This window comes from Arcobacter cryaerophilus gv. crypticus (assembly GCF_002993025.1).
GTDB classification, from domain to species: Bacteria; Campylobacterota; Campylobacteria; order Campylobacterales; family Arcobacteraceae; genus Aliarcobacter; species Aliarcobacter cryaerophilus_B.
On record NZ_NXGI01000021.1, the window covers coordinates 48,025 to 65,318 of the forward strand.

Genomic DNA, 17,294 nt, shown 5'->3' on the forward strand with positions numbered 1-17,294 from the left:
TTTGGCTATTAAAAATATCGTAGTTGATGGTAAAAATTTTGATTTATCTTATGAGTTGATTAATCCTACAAAAACAGAAGATATTTTGTTTTTGCATGGGTGGGGTTCAAATAAAGATATTATGAAAAGTGCGTTTTCTGCTTATTTAAAAGATTATAGACATATTTATCTTGATATGTCAGGTTTTGGTAAAAGCCCAAACAACTACGTTTTGACTACAAATGATTACTCAAAAATTACAAAAGAGTTTTTAAAATCTATAAATTCAAATTGTGAAGTTATTTTTGGTCACTCTTTTGGTGGAAAAGTAGCTACTTTAATTGATCCAAAAAACTTAGTTTTGTTAAGTAGTGCTGGAATTTTGGAAGAGAAACCAATAAAGGTAAAAATAAAAATATTTTTTGCAAAACTTTTAAATAGTTTAGGTTTAAAAAACTTTACAAAAGTTTTTAGAAGTAAAGATGTGGATAAAATGAGTGAAAATATGTATTCTACTTTTAAAAATGTTGTAGATGAAGATTTCTCTTTATATTTTTCAAATTTCAAAAATAGTGCTTTGATTTTTTGGGGAGAAGATGATATTGCTACATCTTTAAAATCTGGAGAAAAAATAGCAAGTTTGATTAAAAAATCAGTTTTTACTTCATATAGTGGTGACCACTATTTTTTCTTAAAACACGCAAAAAATATATGTGAAAGAGTAGAAAATGGAATATCTTAGTATAGTTACTAAAATTGTTTTAATTATAAGTTTGGGTTGGTATTTGATTACTAACTTGCAGTGGTACAACTATAAATTGAGTAGAGTTATATTTAAACACCACAAATGGCAATGGCATTTAACATTTTTTATTTCTCCAATAGTTCTGTTTTTTCTAATTCCTAGTCCATATTTTGATATATACTTTTTTCTTTTATATTTTGTAAGCTTTATTTTATGGAACAGAAGACTTGATAGAAGTTTAGTTCTTACAAGTAGAGTAAAAAGATTTTTGGCTATTTTACTAATAACTCTTTTTGTTCAAATTTCATTATGCTTAGATGATGATTTTTGTTCAAAAGTAACTCTATTTTTTACTCTTTTTATTGCATTGATATTTTCAAATATTATTGAAAAAATATTTTTCTTAATTTTCAAAAGTAGGGCAAAAAACAGATTATTAGAAAATAAAGATTTAAGAATTGTTGCAATTACAGCATCTTATGGAAAAACATCTATAAAAAACTTTTTACACCATGTTTTAAAAAATCATTTCAAAACATATAAAACTCCAAGAAGTGTAAATACAATTGTAGGGCTTGTTCTTGATGTAAATAGAGATTTACCAAAAGATACACAAATATATATAGCAGAAGCAGGAGCAAGAGTAAAAGGTGATATAAAAACGATAGCAAACTTTTTAGAGCCACAAATTGCTATTATAGGAAGTGTTGGAGAACAACATATTGAATATTTTAAAACTTTAGAAAATATTAAAAATACAAAAAAAGAACTTTTGTTATCCCCTCGACTACAAAAAGCATTTGTTCATAGCAGTGCAAATATTATTCAAAGTGAAAAAATAGAGGAGTTTCCAAACAATCTTCATATAGTAAAAAGTAATCTTGCTGGACTTTGGTTTGATATGGAGTTAAATGGAAAAATTGAGCATTTTTATGCTCCAATTTTGGGAAGTTTCAATGCTATAAATTTAGCAGCAGTTGTTTTAGTAGCAACTCATTTAGGAATGAGTGTTTTAGAGATAAATGAAGCTTTAGCAACTTTACCACAAGTAGAACACAGACTTCAAAAAATTGAAGCAAACGGTAAAATCATTATAGATGACTCTTTTAATGGAAATCTTGAAGGAATGTTAGAAGCTATTAATATCTCATCAAATCATACTGGAAGAAAAGTAATAATAACTCCAGGACTTGTAGAATCTACTGATAGTGCAAATATTTTGTTGGCAAAACAAATAGACAAAGTTTTTGATTTTGTAATAATAACTGGAACTTTAAATGCAAATATTTTAAAAGCAAATATAAATGAAGAGAAAGTTTTTGTGCTAAAAGATAAAACAATGTTAGAAACAACTTTAGCAAGAACTACAAAAAGTGGTGATTTAATATTGTTTGCAAATGATGCACCAAATTTTATATAGGATAAGAAAGTGGAACATATTTATGCACCTTGGCGATATAATTATGTAACTGATGAAAAAGTCAAAGGGTGCATATTTTGTCATATTAGTGAAAACTTAAAAGATGAAAAACTACAAGTAATATTTAGTGATGATTATTGTTATGTAGTTATGAATAAATTTCCATATAGCCCTGGACATATTATGGTTATTCCATATTTTCATACTTGTAATGTTGAAGATTTGGATGAAACTATTTGGTTACAAATGAGTATTAGAGTACAACAAGCAGTAAGGCTTTTAAAAGAAGTTATGCCATGTGAAGGTGTAAATATTGGTATGAACTTGGGGAAAGCAGCAGGTGCTGGAATAGAACAGCATATACACTATCATTTAGTTCCAAGATGGATTGGAGATACAAATTTTATTACAACAATAGCTCAAACAAGAGTTTATCCAGCTGATTTTAATGATATTTTTGAAAAACTAAAAGGTAATTCTTTGAAATACTTTAAATAATAACTCAAAAATTTATGATTCAAATAGCTATATGTTTTAACAATAAAATATGTAATTATTTGAAAATAGTATTAAATGAGAAGATTATTCCTATTCTTAATAGTAACTTATTTTATGCTAAAAACCTACTTCTATTCCTTTATTAAAGGAAATAAATTTATTAATTTATTTCTAAAAGCCCCATAATTATTGACATTTAACCGTACATAAGTTATAATCCGCGTCCACTTAATGTGGTTAGAGCCATTTTTTGGTGTCTAACGAGTTCTTTAAAGGAAAAAAATATATGGAAAAAATCAGATTAAAGCTAAAAGCTTATGATCATAGAGTTTTAGACAGAAGTGTTGCTTCAATAGTTGAAGCTGTTAAAAGAACTGGTGCTGATTTAAGAGGTCCTATTCCTCTTCCTACAAAAATCAGAAGATATACAGTTATCAAAGGTCCTCACGTAAACAAAGATTCAAGAGAGCAATTTGAGATTAGAGTTCATTCAAGAATTATAGACATTATTTCAGCAACAGCTGATACAGTTGATTCATTAATGAAACTAGACTTAGCTCCAGAGGTTGATGTTGAAGTAAGATCAATGGGTCAAGAATAAGTAGAAAGGGTAATACAAGATGGAATTTATAGTTCAAAAAATCGGTATGAGTAGAACAGTATCTGTTCCTAGTACAGCGGTTACACTTTTAAAAGTTATTGATACAAAAGTATGTCAAGTAACTGATGGTGTAGCACTAGTTTCTTATAGCAGCGGTAAAAAAATTAACAAAGCTATTGAGGGACAACAAAAAAAATATAACCTATCTAAAGAGTTTAACAGATTTGCAACAATTACTGTAGCAAATAGTGAAGCTGGAGATTTAGATGTTGCTGGTTTAGGTGAAGCAAAAATTGTTAAAACAACTTTTAAAACAAAAGGTAGAGGTTTTACTGGTGTTGTAAAAAGATGGAATTTTGCTGGTGGAAGAGGTTCTCACGGACATAGAATGGGTAGAAGAACAGGTTCAATTGGTAACTGTGAGTTCCCAGGAAGAGTTCAACCAGGTAAGAAAATGCCAGGGCAATACGGAAATACGAATGTATCTGTAAAGAATGAAGTTTTATCATTTGATGCGGAGGCTGGAGTTTTAGTTCTTAAAGGTTCAGTATCTGGTCCAAATGGTTCATTAGGAAAAATAAAGGTTGCTAAATGAGTAAAGCAATAGTATTAAATACAAAATTTGAAAATAGTGGTGAAGTAGTTTTACCTGCTAATTATGAAGAGATAAATAAACACAATTTATACTTATATGTAAAATCGTATTTATCATCTTTAAGATCTAATACAGCAGCTGCTAAAACTAGAGCACAAGTAAGTGGTGGTGGTAAAAAACCTAAAGCACAAAAAGGTAGTGGAGCAGCAAGATGGGGATCTAAAAGATCACCTTTATTTGTTGGCGGTGGAGTTACTTTTGGTCCTACAAAAAGAAACTACGAGCAAAAAGTAAATAAAAAACAAAAAGCTTTAGCACTTAAATATGCTTTAAATGCACAAGCTAGTAATGGTTCACTTTTTGCTGTTGATTCAATTAAATTAGAATCAGGTAAAACTAAAGATGCGGTTGCAGTTTTAAGTAAATTAAACAAAAGAGATACATTAATTGTTGTTGATACAATTGATGAAAAAACTTATTTAGCGTTTAGAAATATTAAAAACTGTTATATGATTGAAAAGCAAGAAGTAAATGCATACTTAATTGCTGTATATCACTCTGTACTAATTGAAAAATCAGTACTAGAAGCATTAATAAAAGAGGCTTAAGATGGCAGATATAACAGATATTAAATCAATTTTATATACAGAAAAAACAATCGAGCTTCAAGAAAATGGTGTAATCGTTGTTCAAACTAGTCCTAGAATGACTAAAACGGGTTTAAAAGAGGTTTTCAAAGAGTATTTTGGCGTTGTTCCAACAAAAATTAACTCTTTAAGACAAGAAGGAAAAGTTAAAAGATTTAAAGGGAAACTTGGAAAAAGAGTTGACTTTAAAAAATTCTATGTAACATTACCAGAAGGCGCAGCAATTGCGAACCTTTCAGCATAAGGAGTGAAAAATGGCAATTAAAAAATTTAGACCTATAACTCCTGCTAGAAGATTTATGTCAGTTATTGATAGCTCTGATATTACTTCAAAACCAACAGTTAAGTCTTTACTTGTAAGAGTAAAAGCAAATGCTGGTAGAAATAATAACGGAAGAATTACTTCAAGACACAAAGAAGCAGGTGCAAAAAAACTATACAGAATTATTGATTTCAAAAGAGATAAATTCGATGTTGTTGGTACTGTTGCAACTATTGAGTATGACCCATATAGAAATTGTAGAATTAGCTTAATTTCTTATGCTGATGGAGATAAAAGATATATTATTCAACCTGCTGGATTAAAAGTAGGAGATAAAGTTCAAGCTGCTGCTTCAGGACTTGATATTTTACCAGGAAATGCAATGAGATTGGTAAATATTCCTATTGGAACAATGGTTCATAATATTGAGTTGAAACCAGGAAAAGGTGCACAATTTGCTAGATCAGCTGGTGGATATGCACAAATTATGGGAAGAGAAGATAAGTATGTTATCTTAAGATTACCATCTGGTGAAATGAGAAAAATCCTTAGTGTTTGTATGGCTACTATTGGTGTAGTTGGAAACGGGGATTATATAAATATGGTAATTGGTAAAGCTGGTAGAACAAGACACTTAGGAATTAGACCTCAAACAAGAGGATCTGCGATGAACCCTATTGATCACCCACACGGTGGAGGAGAAGGTAAAACGAATTCTGGAAGACATCCTGTTACTCCATGGGGTATGCCAACTAAAGGTTATAAAACTAGAAAGAAAAAAGCTAGTGATAAACTAATCATTTCAAGAAAAAAGAAGTAAGGGTTTAAGATGGCAAGATCAATAAAAAAAGGACCTTTCGTAGATGCACACTTATTAAAAAAAGTTGTGGCTGCTAATAGTTCAAAAGATAAAAAACCAATTAAAACATGGTCAAGAAGATCTACAATTCTTCCAGATATGATTGGAATAACATTTAATGTACATAATGGTAGAAACTTTGTTCCTGTAAATGTTACAGAGAACCATGTTGGATATAAATTAGGTGAGTTTGCACCAACTAGAACATTTAAGGGCCATAAAGGTTCTGTTCAAAGAAAGGCGTAATAATGGCAAGAGCGATATTAAAATTTATTAGAGTTTCTCCTATTAAAGCAAGATTAATTGCAAGAGAAGTTCAAGGAATGAATGCAGAGTATGCAATTGCATCTTTACAGTTTACTCCAAACAAAGCTGCTGGAATTATATCTAAAGTAATAGCTTCTGCTGTTGCAAACTCAGGGTTGGATTCAGCTGATGCAGTAATTACAAGTGCTAGAGTAGATAAAGGACCAGTTCTTAAAAGATTTACTCCAAGAGCAAGAGGTTCAGCTTCACCAAAGCATAAACCAACTGCGCATATCATGATTGAAGTAGCTGCATCTACAAAAGGAGACAAGTAATGGGTCAAAAAGTTAATCCAATAGGTTTAAGATTAGGTATTAATAGAAATTGGGAGTCTAGATGGTTTCCAAAATTTGAAACAATGCCTGCAAATGTATCTGAAGATGACAAAATAAGAAAGTTTGTTAAAAAAGAGTTATATTATGCTGGAATTGCTCAAACTGTGATTGAAAGAACTGCAAAAAAAGTTAGAGTTACTGTTGTAGCTGCTAGACCTGGAATTATCATTGGTAAAAAAGGTGCAGATGTTGAAAAACTAAAAAACTCTTTATCTAAACTTGTAGGGAAAGAGATAGCTGTAAATATTAAAGAAGAGAGAAAACCTCAAACTTCTGCATTGCTTTCAGCTGAAAACGTTGCTCAACAATTAGAAAGAAGAGTTGCATTTAGAAGAGCTATGAAAAGAGTTATGCAAAATGCACTTAAAGGTGGAGCAAAAGGTATTAAAGTATCTGTTTCTGGAAGACTTGGTGGTGCTGAAATGGCAAGAACTGAGTGGTACCTAGAAGGAAGAGTTCCTTTACATACATTAAGAGCTAGAATTGATTACGGATTTGCAGAGGCTCATACAGCTTATGGTTGTATTGGTATTAAAGTTTGGATATTCAAAGGTGAAGTTCTTGCAAAAGGAATTCCTACTGAAAAATCTGAATCTACTGAGTCTAAACCAAAAAGAAGACCAGCAAAGAAAAGAGGTAACTAATTATGTTAATGCCTAAAAGAACAAAATTTAGAAAAATGATGAAAGGAAGAAATCGAGGTGAAGCTCATAGAGGTAACTCTTTAGCATACGGAGATTTTGGAATTAAAGCTGTTGAGCATGGACGAATAGATTCAAGACAAATTGAAGCTTCTAGGGTTGCTATGACAAGAAAAGTAAAAAGACAAGCGAAAGTTTGGATTATGGTATTCCCTGATAAACCACTAACTGCTAAACCTCTTGAAACAAGAATGGGTAAAGGTAAAGGAAGTGTTGATAAATGGGTAATGAACATTAAGCCAGGAAGAGTTTGTTTCGAAATGGCTGGAGTAGATGAAAGTTTAGCAAGAGAAGCTTTAGCTTTAGCTATGCATAAACTACCATTTAAAACTAAATTTGTAACAAGAGATAGCGAAAATGAACTATACTGAAATTAAAGATAAAAGCTTGAGTGAATTACAAGCGTTATTAAAAGAAAAAAAGGTGCTTCTTTTTGAATTAAAAGCTAAGCTAAAAACTATGCAGCTAACAAATACATCTGAATTAAGAATAGCAAAAAAAGATATTGCTAAAATTCAGACTGCTATGACAGCTCTAAATGCTAACTAAGGATCTAAGTATGACACATAAAAGAGAGATTCAAGGTGTAGTAGTAAAAAGATCAGGTGATAAAACAGCTTCTGTTTTAGTAACTAGATCAGTTTTACACCCAAAGTATCATAAAACTGTAAAAAGATTTAAAAAATATTTAGTTCATGATGAAAAAAATGAGTTAAATGTTGGTGATAGTGTTATTGCTGTTGAGTGCAGACCACTATCTAAAACTAAATCTTTTAGATTAAAAACGATCCTTGCTACAGGAGTTAAATAATGATTCAAAGTTTTACAAGATTAAACGTAGCAGACAATACAGGAGCTAAAGAGATTATGTGTATCAAAGTTTTAGGTGGTTCTAAAAGAAGATATGCAACTGTTGGTGATGTTATTGTTGCGTCTGTTAAAAAAGCTCTTCCAACTGGAAAAATTAAAAAAGGTCAAGTTGTTAAAGCTGTAATTGTAAGAACTCATAAAGAAGTTCAAAGAGAAAATGGTTCATTAATTAGATTTGATGACAATGCAGCTGTTATTTTAGATGCTAAAAGAGAGCCAGTTGGAACAAGAATTTTTGGACCAGTTGCTAGAGAAGTTAGATATTCAGGATTTATGAAAATCGTTTCACTTGCACCGGAGGTACTATAATGGCTATTAAATTAAAAATAAAAAAAGGTGATACAGTTAGAATCATCGCTGGTGATGACAAAGGAAAAACTGGAGAAGTTTTACAAGTATTACCAAAAGTAAACAAAGTAATCGTAAAAGATTGTAAAGTTGCTAAAAAAACTGTTAAACCTGATCAAGAAAAAAATCCAGATGGTGGATTTATAAACAAAGAGATGCCAATTGATATTTCAAATGTGGCAAAAGTGGAAGGGTAAAATATGGCATCAAGATTATTAGAAAAATATAAAGCTGAGATTAAACCAGTTCTTGAAACAGAGTTTCCAAAAAATAAAACTTTAACAGCAAAAATTGATAAAGTTGTTATCTCTGTTGGTGCTGGTGAAGCTATGAAAGATACTAAGTTAATCCAAAATATGCAAGATACAATCTCTTTAATTGCTGGACAAAGAGCGGTTAAAGTTATTGCTAAACAATCTGTTGCTGGATTTAAAGTAAGAGAAGGAATGCCTGTTGGTATTAAAGTTACTTTAAGAGGTGAGCAAATGTATAACTTCTTAGACAAACTATGCACTATTGCATTACCAAGAGTTAAAGACTTTAGAGGTTTAAATAGAAATGGATTTGATGGAAGAGGAAACTTTAACTTCGGACTTGATGAGCAGTTGATGTTCCCAGAAGTAGTTTATGATAACATCATTAAAACACACGGAATGAATATCTCTATTGCTACAACAGCTACTAGTGATGCTGAATCATATAGATTGTTAGAGTTAATTGGAATTCCATTTTCAAAAGGAAGAGCGTAATGGCAAAGAAATCTATGATCGCTAAACAACAAAGAACACCTAAATTTGCTGTAAGAGCATATACTAGATGTTCTGTTTGTGGAAGACCTCACTCAGTTTATAAAGATTTTGGTCTATGTAGAATTTGTTTAAGAAAAATGGCTAACGAAGGTTTATTACCTGGTGTTAGAAAAGCTAGTTGGTAGGAGAAAAAAGCTATGATGAATGATTTAATCGCAGATGCTTTAACTAGAATTAGAAATGCTTCTATGAGAAGATTAGAAGTTACAACACTATTACACTCAAACACAGTTGTTGGAGTAGTGAATGTACTTTTACAAAAAGAGTATATTGTTGGATTCAAAGTTATTGACGGACAAAATAATAAAAAAACAATTCAAGTTGAATTGAAGTATGATGATAAAGAGAAATCAGCAATTAACGAAATTGTGAGAGTTTCAAAACCAGGAAGAAGAGTTTATAAGCCAGCTTCTGAAATTAAAAATTTCAAAAACGGATATGGTACTATTATTCTTTCAACTAACAAAGGTATTATCGCTAACGATGAAGCATATGCTTCTAATGTTGGTGGAGAAGTACTTTGTACTGTTTGGTAGGAGGGTGTAATGTCTAGAATTGGAAAAAAACCTATTACAATTCCTGCTGGAATTGAAGTAACAGTAAATGGTACGCTAATTAGTGTTAAAAAAGGAAACAATGTTTCTACAGTTGAGACTCATGGAAGAGTTGGAATTGAAGTTGCAGATGGTCAAGTTGTTTTAACAAAAAATGGTGAAACAAAAGAATCTGCAGCGTTTTGGGGAACTTATAGAGCATTAACAGCAAATGCAGTTAATGGTTTAAATGAAGGTTTCTCAAAAACTTTAGAAATCAATGGAGTTGGATATAAAGCAGCTGTAAAAGGTGATGTTTTAGAGTTAATCTTAGGTTATTCTCATCCAATTAATTTCGAAATCCAAAAAGGATTAGATATTTCTGTTGAGAAAAACATTATTACAGTTAAAGGTGCAGATAAACAACAAGTTGGACAAGCTGCTGCTATTATTCGAGGCTTTAGAAAACCAGAACCGTACAAAGGTAAAGGTATTAAGTATTCTGATGAGAAAATCATTAGAAAAGCCGGAAAAACTGCTAAGAAATAAGGTGTAACTATGAGTAGAGAAAAAGATTTAGCAAAAAAAGTTGCTTTAAGAATAAAAAGAAAAAAGAGAGTTAGAGCTAATATTTTTGGTACAGCTATTAAACCAAGAGTATCGATTTTTAAATCTAACAAATACATTAGTGCACAAGCTATCAACGATGCTGAAGGTAGAACTTTAGTAGCAATTAGCTCACAAACTATGGGTTTAGGTGGAAATAAAGATGGTGCTGCTAAAGTTGCAGCTGAGTTTGCTTCTAAGTTAAAAGCAGCTGGTATTGAAACAGTTGTTTATGATAGAAACGGGTATCTTTATCATGGTGTTGTTGCAGCATTTGCTGACGCATTAAGAGAAAATGGTATTAAATTATAAGGATTAATGATGGCAGTAAATAGAGAAGACTTTCAAGAAGCAATCGTTAAAATCGGAAGAGTAACAAAAGTTGTAAAGGGTGGTAGAAGATTCAGATTTACAGCTTTAGTTGTTGTTGGTGATAAAAACGGTACAGTAGGATTCGGAACAGGTAAAGCAAAAGAAGTTCCAGATGCTATTAAAAAAGCTTTAGATGATGCATTCAAAAGCTTAGTGACAGTTTCTATAAAAGGAACAACAATTGCACATGATATTGAACACAAATATAATGCAAGTAAAATTTTATTAAGACCAGCTTCAGAAGGAACTGGACTTATAGCTGGAGGAGCTGCAAGACCTGTTCTTGAGCTTTCTGGAGTAAAAGATATTATTGCAAAATCTTTAGGTTCAAATAATCCAAATAACCTTGTACAAGCTACAGTTGAAGCTTTAGCAAGAATAAAAGGATAAGAGTATGATATTAGAAAATTTAAAACCAGCTTGCGGAAGCACAAAAGCTCCAAAAAGAAAAGGTAGAGGTCAAGGAAGCGGTAACGGTAAAACTGCTGGAAAAGGTAATAAAGGTCAAAAAGCTAGATCTGGATACAGTGCAAAAAGAGGTTTTGAAGGTGGTCAACAACCATTAACAAGAAGACTTCCTAAAGTTGGATTTGTATCAAGAGTAGTTAAACCATATACAATTAATGTTGAAAAAGTAACTGCAATTGCTGAATTACCAGAAATTACAGTTGAATCGATTAGATCTGTATATAAATTATCAAAAACTGTTGTAAAAGTAAAACTTATTGGTGCAACAGCTAAAAATTTAAGTGCTAAGATTAAAGACGAAAACGTTACAACTACTGGAAAATAATTATGAGTAAAGATCTAGTAAATAAGATTCTTATTACATTAGGCTTTATTTTTCTTTACAGACTACTGGCATATGTGCCAGTACCTGGAGTTAATATTGACGTAGTTAAAGAGTTTTTTGATTCAAATGCAAATAATGCATTAGGTCTTGTAAATATGTTTAGTGGAAATGCAGTTGAAAGACTAAGTATTATATCACTAGGAATTATGCCTTACATTACAGCTTCTATTATTATGGAGCTTCTAGCAGCAACTTTCCCAGCACTTGGTAAAATGAAAAAAGAGAGAGATGGGATGCAAAAATATATGCAAATCATCAGATATACAACTATTGTTATTACATTAATACAATCAATTGGAGTATCAATCGGACTTAATTCATTAACTGGACAAAATGGGCAAGCAGCAATTTCTATTGATATGAATACATTCATTGCAGTTTCAGCTATTTCAATGCTTACAGGAACAATGCTTTTAATGTGGATAGGTGAGCAAATAACTCAAAGAGGTATAGGAAATGGTATTTCACTGATTATCTTTGCAGGTATCGTTTCAGCAATTCCTAGTGCTATTGGTGGAACTATCGATTTAGTAAATAATGGTCAAATGCACTTTTTAACAGTAATTGGTATTTTACTTGTAATTTTTGCAACGGTTGGAGCTATTATTTATGTTGAATTAGGTGAGCGAAGAGTTCCTGTTTCTTACTCAAGAAAAGTAATTATGCAAAACCAAAATAAAAGAGTTATGAACTATATTCCAATTAAAGTAAATTTAAGTGGAGTTATTCCTGCTATTTTTGCAAGTGCTATTTTAATGTTTCCAGCAACAGTTTTGCAAGGAAGTGAAAATAAATACTTAGTAATGATAGCTGATTATATGAATCCTAGTTCATATACATTTAACTTATTTATGTTTTTATTTGTAGTTTTCTTTGCATTTTTTTATGCTTCAATTACATTTAATGCAAAAGATATAAGCGAAAATTTAAAAAGACAAGGTGGATTTATCCCTGGAGTTAGACCAGGAGCTAGTACAGCTGAATTTTTAAATACAGTTGCTGGTAGATTAACTTTTTGGGGTGCTATTTATATGGGATTAATTTCTACTATTCCTTGGTTAATTGTAAAAGCAATGGGTGTTCCTTTTTATTTTGGAGGAGTTTCAGTTTTAATTGTAGTTCAAGTTGCTATTGATACTATGAGAAAAATAGAAGCACAACAATATTCAAATAAATATCAAACTTTAAGTGCAGTTGGACTATAAAAATGTCTATTGCGCTTAGAAAACCTGAAGAGATTGAAAAACTTTATGTTGCAAATCAAGCTGTTGCAAAAACACTAAAATATTTAGAAGAGAATGTAAAAGCTGGAATGACTTTAAAAGAAGTTGATGCTATGGGTGAAAAATTTATTTTAAGCCTAGGAGCTAGACCTGCTTTTAAAGGATTATATGGATTTCCAAGTGCTGTTTGTACTTCACTAAATGAAGTTATAATTCATGGAATTCCAAGCGATACAATTTTAAAAGATGGTGATATTTTAGGACTTGATATTGGAACTGAAGTTGATGGTTGGTATGGTGATAGTGCTATTACTATGCCAATTGGAGAGATTTCTAAAAAAGATGAAGAGCTGATAGCTTGTTCAAGAGATGCTTTGTATTATGCTATTGATATAATAGAAGATGGTATGAGATTTAAAGAGTTATCAAAGGCTATTGAAGATTTTATTACTTCAAGAGGCTATCAGCCACTAGTAAGATTTTGTGGACATGGAATTGGAAGAAAACCACATGAAGAACCTGAAATTCCAAACTACTTAGAGCATGGTGGTACAAAATCTGGGCCAAAAATAAAAAATGGAATGGTGTTTTGTATAGAACCCATGATATGTCAAAAAGATAGAAACCCTGTTATTCTTAAAAATGGTTGGGATGTTGTTTCAGCCGATGGTTTAAGAGGGAGTCATTATGAGCATACGGTTGCTGTAGTTGATGGACGAGCAGTTATTTTAAGTAATAGAGAAAATTAAGGGGCTAATGTGGCAAAAGATGATGTAATAGTTGTTGATGGAAAAGTAATAGAAGCTTTACCAAATGCAATGTTTAGAGTTCAGTTAGAAAATGGTCATGTTGTATTGTGTCATATTTCTGGAAAAATGAGAATGCACTATATAAAAATACTACCAAATGATACTGTAACAGTTGAGATAACACCTTATTCACTTGATAAGGGAAGAATTGTTCATAGAAAAAAATAATTATTAAATAGAGAATTTCTCTATTTAATAAATCTTCTTAAAAATTGATACTAAAGCATATTTTTTGTAAAATCAAATATGACAAATAAAGTTAAGAATCAAGTTTTAAAATACCTATATAATCAAAAACTTTTTGGAATCAAATATCATAGTGACTTAAATATAAACTTTTATAGTAGTTGTGATTTTGCATTACCAAATGGTTTAGAAGAGCTTAAAAAATCAGTTGCAAACTGCTATTTGTGTGATTTATCAAAAACTAGAAAACATACACTTTTTGGATATGGAAATCAAAATTCAAAGATTATGTTTATTTGCGATGAACCATCAAAAAGTGAAGATGATTTAGGATCTTTTTTTGTTGGAAATGCTGGTGAAATGTTAGCAAAAATGATTGAAGGTAGCTTAAAAATAAAAAAAGAGGAAGTATATACTACTAACTTAGTAAAATGTAGAGGAACAAAAGAGGCGAGTTTTCAAAATTTTGAGAGTTGTAATTGTTATTTGTTAAAGCAAATTGATATTATAAAACCAAAAATTATTGTTGCTGTTGGAGAGAAAGTTTATGATTATTTATTAAAAAATAGTGGTGACTTTTTAAAAAATAGAGGAAAAGTTTTAAGCTTTAATTCTACTATTTTAGTACCAATCTTTGCTCCTCTTTATCTACTAAAAAATCCATCTTTAAAAAAAGATACTTATCTTGATATGTTAAAAATAAAAAATCTATATGAGGAGAGTTAAATTGAAGCAAATACTTACTTTAATTTTTATGGCTTTTTTACTTGCAGGATGTACGCAAAAAGTTGTAAAACTAAAAATGCCAAACCAGAATATGCCAGTAAAAAAAGTTGAGGAAGATAAAAAAACAGTTGTAGAAGAGTTTATTTCAAACGATAGTGTAATCCAAGAAGAGATTATAAACAACAATGGTTCAAGCAATGAGATAATGCAAGAAGACAATAATGAAGTTTTAGCATTTGGTGAACCTGAAATAAAATTTGATAGTACAAAGGCAAATCTTAAGATTGCCTTTGTTTATCCATCATCTTTAGTATCTAAATATGCAAAAAATTCTATAAATACAGTTGCTGGATATTTGACATTTTTAAATGCAAATTATGATTTAGTTGTAATAGATAGCCAAAATGAGAGTGCTGATAGTATAAATAATGCATTTAATAAAGTTAAAGAAGAGGGTATTACAAAAGTAATTGCACTATATACACCAAATGCAATAAATAATTTAAATACAATGTCACTAAATGATATTATGGTTTATCTTCCACTAATTGAAAAAAAAGATAGTTTAGCACAAAACGATAATTTAATTTTTGGTTCTATCTCTTATGAAGATCAACTTAAAAAATTAAGTTATTACTCTGATGGTCCAAATGTACTGTTTTATCAAAATACATATTTAGGAAATAAGTTAAGAAATAGTTATGAAAATGTTGTTAGTTATACAACTGCAAGAAAAGAGATAAAAAGTAACGAAACAAATTTTAAAAATATTGTTGTAGATTCAAGATTGAGAAATAGCTCAATATTTTTAAATGTAGATATAGTAAAAAGTTCACTTATAATGTCTCAATTAAGAGCAAATGATATTTATCCAAAGTTTATATTCTCTACTCAAATAAATTTTGATCCTGTTTTAATGACTTTAACTCAAGATAAAGATAGAGAAAAAATGGTACTTGCAAACTCTATTGAAAAAATTGATAACAAATTAAGAGATGAGATTTTAAATTTTGGTGGAAATATAAATTTTGAATGGGTTGATTACTCAACTTTGGTTGGTGCAAACTATTTAGTAAATGGAAATAATAATTTAATACCAACTAAAATAGTAGAAAATCAAGCTGTTTATACTCCAAGGCTATTTAAAAGCACAGAGTATGGATTTGTAGAAATTAAGTAGATTTTGGATAAAATCACCGCTTATTTAGAAAATGGAGTTTAATTTTGAGAACACATTATAATACAAGTGTAAAAGAGAATTTAATAGGTCAAAAAGTTACTGTTGCTGGTTGGGTTAATAGTAGACGAGATCATGGTGGAATTATTTTTATAGATTTAAGAGATAAAAGTGGTTTAGTTCAACTTGTTGCTGATCCGCAAGATTGTAAAGATGCTTTAGCTATTGCTGAAACTGTTAGAGATGAGTATGTTTTAATAGCAACTGGAACAGTACGAGCTAGAGGTGAAGGATTAGAAAATCCAAACTTAGAGACTGGAAAAATTGAGATTATTTTAGAAAATCTTGTTATTGAAAACAAAAGTAAAGCTATGCCTTTTGATATAAATGATGAAAAAGTAAATGATGAGATAAGACTAAGAAATAGATTCTTAGAGCTTAGAAGTAAAAAATCTTTTGATATTTTTCAACTAAGAAGTAAAGCAACTATTCAAGCTAGAAATACACTTGATGAGTTAGGATTTTTAGATGTTGAAACTCCAATTCTTACAAAATCAACTCCTGAAGGTGCAAGAGATTATCTAGTTCCTTCAAGAGTTCATGCTGGTGAGTTTTATGCACTTCCACAATCTCCTCAACTATTCAAACAACTTTTAATGGTTGCTGGATTTGATAGATATTTTCAAATTGCAAAATGTTTTAGAGATGAAGATTTAAGAGCTGATAGACAACCTGAATTTACTCAAATAGATGTTGAGATGAGTTTTTGTAATCAAGAAGATGTTATTGGTGTTGCTGAGAAATTAATCTATGATATATTTACAAAATGTGGTAAAAAAATTCCAACAACATTTAGAAGAATGAAATACTCTGAAGCAATGGAGAGTTATGGAAGCGATAAACCAGATTTAAGATTTGATATGCCTTTAATTGATGTTATTGATATATTTGAAAAATCTTCAAATGAAATCTTCACAGATATTGCAAAAGATAAAAAAGCAAATAGAATCAAAGCTTTAAGATGTCCAAATGGAGATAATATATTCTCAAAAAGACAGATGAAAGGTTTTGAAGATTATGTAAGAAAATTTGGAGCAAAAGGTCTTGGATACTTCCAAATGAAAGAGGATGGTCTTAAAGGTCCACTTACAAAATTCTTTACAGATGCTGATTTAGAAGAGATTGTAAAAGTTACAAATCTTGAAGTTGGAGATGTAGTATTCTTTGGAGCAGGTGATAAAAAAACTGTTTGGGATTATATGGGAAGATTTAGACTATTTTTAGCAAATGAAATGAATATTGTTCCAAAAGATGCTTATGAGTTTTTATGGGTTGTAGATTTTCCTATGTTTGAAGTTGAAGATGGAAGAACAAAAGCACTTCATCATCCATTTACAATGCCAAAAGATTTGAATAAAACTGATTTAGAAGAGATTGAATCAATTGCTTATGATATTGTTTTAAATGGAACAGAAATGGGTGGTGGAAGTATTAGAATTCACAAAGAAGAGATTCAATCAAAAGTATTTGAACTTATGGGAATAGGTCAAGAAGAAGCAAAAGAGAAGTTTGGATTCTTACTTGATGCACTACAATATGGAGCACCATCTCATGGAGGATTTGCATTAGGTCTTGATAGAATGATAATGTTACTTGCTGGAACAGATTCAATAAGAGATGTTATAGCATTTCCTAAAACTCAAAAAGCTCAATGTTTACTAACTCAAGCTCCATCAAGCGTTGATGAAGCTCAATTAAAAGAGTTGCATATAAGAGTGCGAAAAAGTGTTGAGAGCTAGAAATAGCTCTTACCTTTTAAATAAAACAGATACTT

At 30.4% G+C, this 17,294-nt stretch carries 29 protein-coding genes; all 29 read left to right on the top strand.

Annotated elements, in window-relative coordinates; translation table 11 throughout:
- The first annotated feature begins 1 nt into the window (after position 1).
- The 29 genes from CJ670_RS08690 to aspS all read left to right on the top strand — a co-directional run bounded on the left by CJ670_RS08690 (position 2) and on the right by aspS (position 17,259).
- Positions 2–721 carry an EstV family lipase gene (locus CJ670_RS08690; RefSeq protein WP_105939680.1) on the top strand — a complete coding sequence of 240 codons (720 nt, stop codon included), beginning with the start codon at positions 2–4 and terminating at the stop codon, positions 719–721.
- Positions 708–2,144, top strand: a complete 1,437-nt coding sequence (locus tag CJ670_RS08695) for a Mur ligase family protein (RefSeq protein WP_105939681.1) — start codon at positions 708–710, stop codon at positions 2,142–2,144. The genes CJ670_RS08690 and CJ670_RS08695 overlap by 14 nt, the downstream gene beginning before the upstream one ends.
- A gap of 9 nt (positions 2,145–2,153) precedes the next feature.
- Positions 2,154–2,642 carry an HIT family protein gene (locus CJ670_RS08700; protein WP_105939682.1) on the top strand — a complete coding sequence of 163 codons (489 nt, stop codon included), beginning with the start codon at positions 2,154–2,156 and terminating at the stop codon, positions 2,640–2,642.
- Positions 2,643–2,928: 286 nt separating this feature from the next.
- Positions 2,929–3,243, top strand: a complete 315-nt coding sequence (gene rpsJ, locus CJ670_RS08705) for a 30S ribosomal protein S10 (protein ID WP_066154595.1) — start codon at positions 2,929–2,931, stop codon at positions 3,241–3,243.
- A 19-nt stretch (positions 3,244–3,262) separates the two neighbouring features.
- The gene (rplC, locus tag CJ670_RS08710) at positions 3,263–3,838 is read left to right on the top strand and encodes a 50S ribosomal protein L3 (protein WP_105912170.1); all 576 of its coding nucleotides are present in this window, start codon (positions 3,263–3,265) and stop codon (positions 3,836–3,838) included.
- On the top strand, positions 3,835–4,446 hold the full coding sequence (rplD, locus tag CJ670_RS08715) for a 50S ribosomal protein L4 (protein ID WP_105939683.1): 612 nt from the start codon (positions 3,835–3,837) through the stop codon (positions 4,444–4,446). The genes rplC and rplD overlap by 4 nt, the downstream gene beginning before the upstream one ends.
- Position 4,447: 1 nt before the next feature.
- Positions 4,448–4,729: a 50S ribosomal protein L23 gene (locus CJ670_RS08720; RefSeq protein WP_105912168.1), complete on the top strand. Its 282-nt coding sequence runs from the start codon at positions 4,448–4,450 to the stop codon at positions 4,727–4,729.
- Between the two features lie 10 nt (positions 4,730–4,739).
- Positions 4,740–5,567, top strand: coding sequence for a 50S ribosomal protein L2 (gene rplB / locus CJ670_RS08725; protein WP_105912167.1), 828 nt, complete (start codon positions 4,740–4,742; stop codon positions 5,565–5,567).
- Positions 5,568–5,576: 9 nt separating this feature from the next.
- Positions 5,577–5,852 carry a 30S ribosomal protein S19 gene (gene rpsS / locus CJ670_RS08730; RefSeq protein ID WP_105912166.1) on the top strand — a complete coding sequence of 92 codons (276 nt, stop codon included), beginning with the start codon at positions 5,577–5,579 and terminating at the stop codon, positions 5,850–5,852.
- A gap of 2 nt (positions 5,853–5,854) precedes the next feature.
- Positions 5,855–6,187 (top strand): 50S ribosomal protein L22, encoded by a 333-nt coding sequence (gene rplV / locus CJ670_RS08735; RefSeq protein ID WP_066154612.1) that lies wholly within the window; start codon positions 5,855–5,857, stop codon positions 6,185–6,187.
- Positions 6,187–6,891 (top strand): 30S ribosomal protein S3, encoded by a 705-nt coding sequence (rpsC, locus tag CJ670_RS08740; RefSeq protein ID WP_105912165.1) that lies wholly within the window; start codon positions 6,187–6,189, stop codon positions 6,889–6,891. The genes rplV and rpsC overlap by 1 nt, the downstream gene beginning before the upstream one ends.
- Positions 6,892–6,893: 2 nt before the next feature.
- Positions 6,894–7,319, top strand: a complete 426-nt coding sequence (rplP, locus tag CJ670_RS08745; RefSeq protein WP_105912164.1) for a 50S ribosomal protein L16 — start codon at positions 6,894–6,896, stop codon at positions 7,317–7,319.
- Positions 7,306–7,497 (top strand): 50S ribosomal protein L29, encoded by a 192-nt coding sequence (gene rpmC / locus CJ670_RS08750; RefSeq protein WP_105912163.1) that lies wholly within the window; start codon positions 7,306–7,308, stop codon positions 7,495–7,497. The genes rplP and rpmC overlap by 14 nt, the downstream gene beginning before the upstream one ends.
- A 10-nt stretch (positions 7,498–7,507) precedes the next feature.
- Positions 7,508–7,759 (top strand): 30S ribosomal protein S17, encoded by a 252-nt coding sequence (rpsQ, locus tag CJ670_RS08755; RefSeq protein ID WP_105912162.1) that lies wholly within the window; start codon positions 7,508–7,510, stop codon positions 7,757–7,759.
- Positions 7,759–8,127: a 50S ribosomal protein L14 gene (gene rplN, locus CJ670_RS08760; RefSeq protein ID WP_024776088.1), complete on the top strand. Its 369-nt coding sequence runs from the start codon at positions 7,759–7,761 to the stop codon at positions 8,125–8,127. The genes rpsQ and rplN overlap by 1 nt, the downstream gene beginning before the upstream one ends.
- Entirely contained in the window at positions 8,127–8,363 is a 237-nt protein-coding gene (rplX, locus tag CJ670_RS08765) for a 50S ribosomal protein L24 (protein ID WP_066154625.1), read from the top strand. The genes rplN and rplX overlap by 1 nt, the downstream gene beginning before the upstream one ends.
- 3 nt (positions 8,364–8,366) lie before the next feature.
- Positions 8,367–8,915 carry a 50S ribosomal protein L5 gene (gene rplE, locus CJ670_RS08770; RefSeq protein WP_105939684.1) on the top strand — a complete coding sequence of 183 codons (549 nt, stop codon included), beginning with the start codon at positions 8,367–8,369 and terminating at the stop codon, positions 8,913–8,915.
- Entirely contained in the window at positions 8,915–9,100 is a 186-nt protein-coding gene (locus CJ670_RS08775; RefSeq protein WP_105912160.1) for a type Z 30S ribosomal protein S14, read from the top strand. The genes rplE and CJ670_RS08775 overlap by 1 nt, the downstream gene beginning before the upstream one ends.
- Before the next feature lie 12 nt (positions 9,101–9,112).
- Complete coding sequence (rpsH, locus tag CJ670_RS08780) at positions 9,113–9,511, top strand: 30S ribosomal protein S8 (protein ID WP_105912159.1); 399 nt, start codon at positions 9,113–9,115, stop codon at positions 9,509–9,511.
- Positions 9,512–9,520: 9 nt separating this feature from the next.
- The gene (gene rplF / locus CJ670_RS08785) at positions 9,521–10,057 is read left to right on the top strand and encodes a 50S ribosomal protein L6 (protein WP_105912158.1); all 537 of its coding nucleotides are present in this window, start codon (positions 9,521–9,523) and stop codon (positions 10,055–10,057) included.
- Between the two features lie 9 nt (positions 10,058–10,066).
- Positions 10,067–10,426 (top strand): 50S ribosomal protein L18, encoded by a 360-nt coding sequence (rplR, locus tag CJ670_RS08790; RefSeq protein ID WP_105912157.1) that lies wholly within the window; start codon positions 10,067–10,069, stop codon positions 10,424–10,426.
- A gap of 9 nt (positions 10,427–10,435) precedes the next feature.
- Positions 10,436–10,876, top strand: coding sequence for a 30S ribosomal protein S5 (rpsE, locus tag CJ670_RS08795; protein WP_066154638.1), 441 nt, complete (start codon positions 10,436–10,438; stop codon positions 10,874–10,876).
- Positions 10,877–10,880: 4 nt separating this feature from the next.
- Positions 10,881–11,279: a 50S ribosomal protein L15 gene (rplO, locus tag CJ670_RS08800; RefSeq protein ID WP_105912156.1), complete on the top strand. Its 399-nt coding sequence runs from the start codon at positions 10,881–10,883 to the stop codon at positions 11,277–11,279.
- Positions 11,280–11,281: 2 nt separating this feature from the next.
- Positions 11,282–12,544 (top strand): preprotein translocase subunit SecY, encoded by a 1,263-nt coding sequence (secY, locus tag CJ670_RS08805; protein WP_105912155.1) that lies wholly within the window; start codon positions 11,282–11,284, stop codon positions 12,542–12,544.
- Positions 12,545–12,546: 2 nt separating this feature from the next.
- On the top strand, positions 12,547–13,311 hold the full coding sequence (gene map / locus CJ670_RS08810; protein ID WP_105912154.1) for a type I methionyl aminopeptidase: 765 nt from the start codon (positions 12,547–12,549) through the stop codon (positions 13,309–13,311).
- Between the two features lie 9 nt (positions 13,312–13,320).
- Positions 13,321–13,539 (top strand): translation initiation factor IF-1, encoded by a 219-nt coding sequence (gene infA, locus CJ670_RS08815; RefSeq protein ID WP_105912153.1) that lies wholly within the window; start codon positions 13,321–13,323, stop codon positions 13,537–13,539.
- 78 nt (positions 13,540–13,617) lie between these two features.
- A complete protein-coding gene (locus CJ670_RS08820; RefSeq protein ID WP_105939685.1) occupies positions 13,618–14,283 on the top strand; it encodes a uracil-DNA glycosylase in 666 nt (221 codons plus the stop codon).
- 1 nt (position 14,284) lies between these two features.
- Positions 14,285–15,463, top strand: coding sequence for a hypothetical protein (locus tag CJ670_RS08825; RefSeq protein WP_105939686.1), 1,179 nt, complete (start codon positions 14,285–14,287; stop codon positions 15,461–15,463).
- Between the two features lie 44 nt (positions 15,464–15,507).
- On the top strand, positions 15,508–17,259 hold the full coding sequence (aspS, locus tag CJ670_RS08830) for an aspartate--tRNA ligase (RefSeq protein WP_105939687.1): 1,752 nt from the start codon (positions 15,508–15,510) through the stop codon (positions 17,257–17,259).
- Positions 17,260–17,294 lie beyond the last annotated feature (35 nt).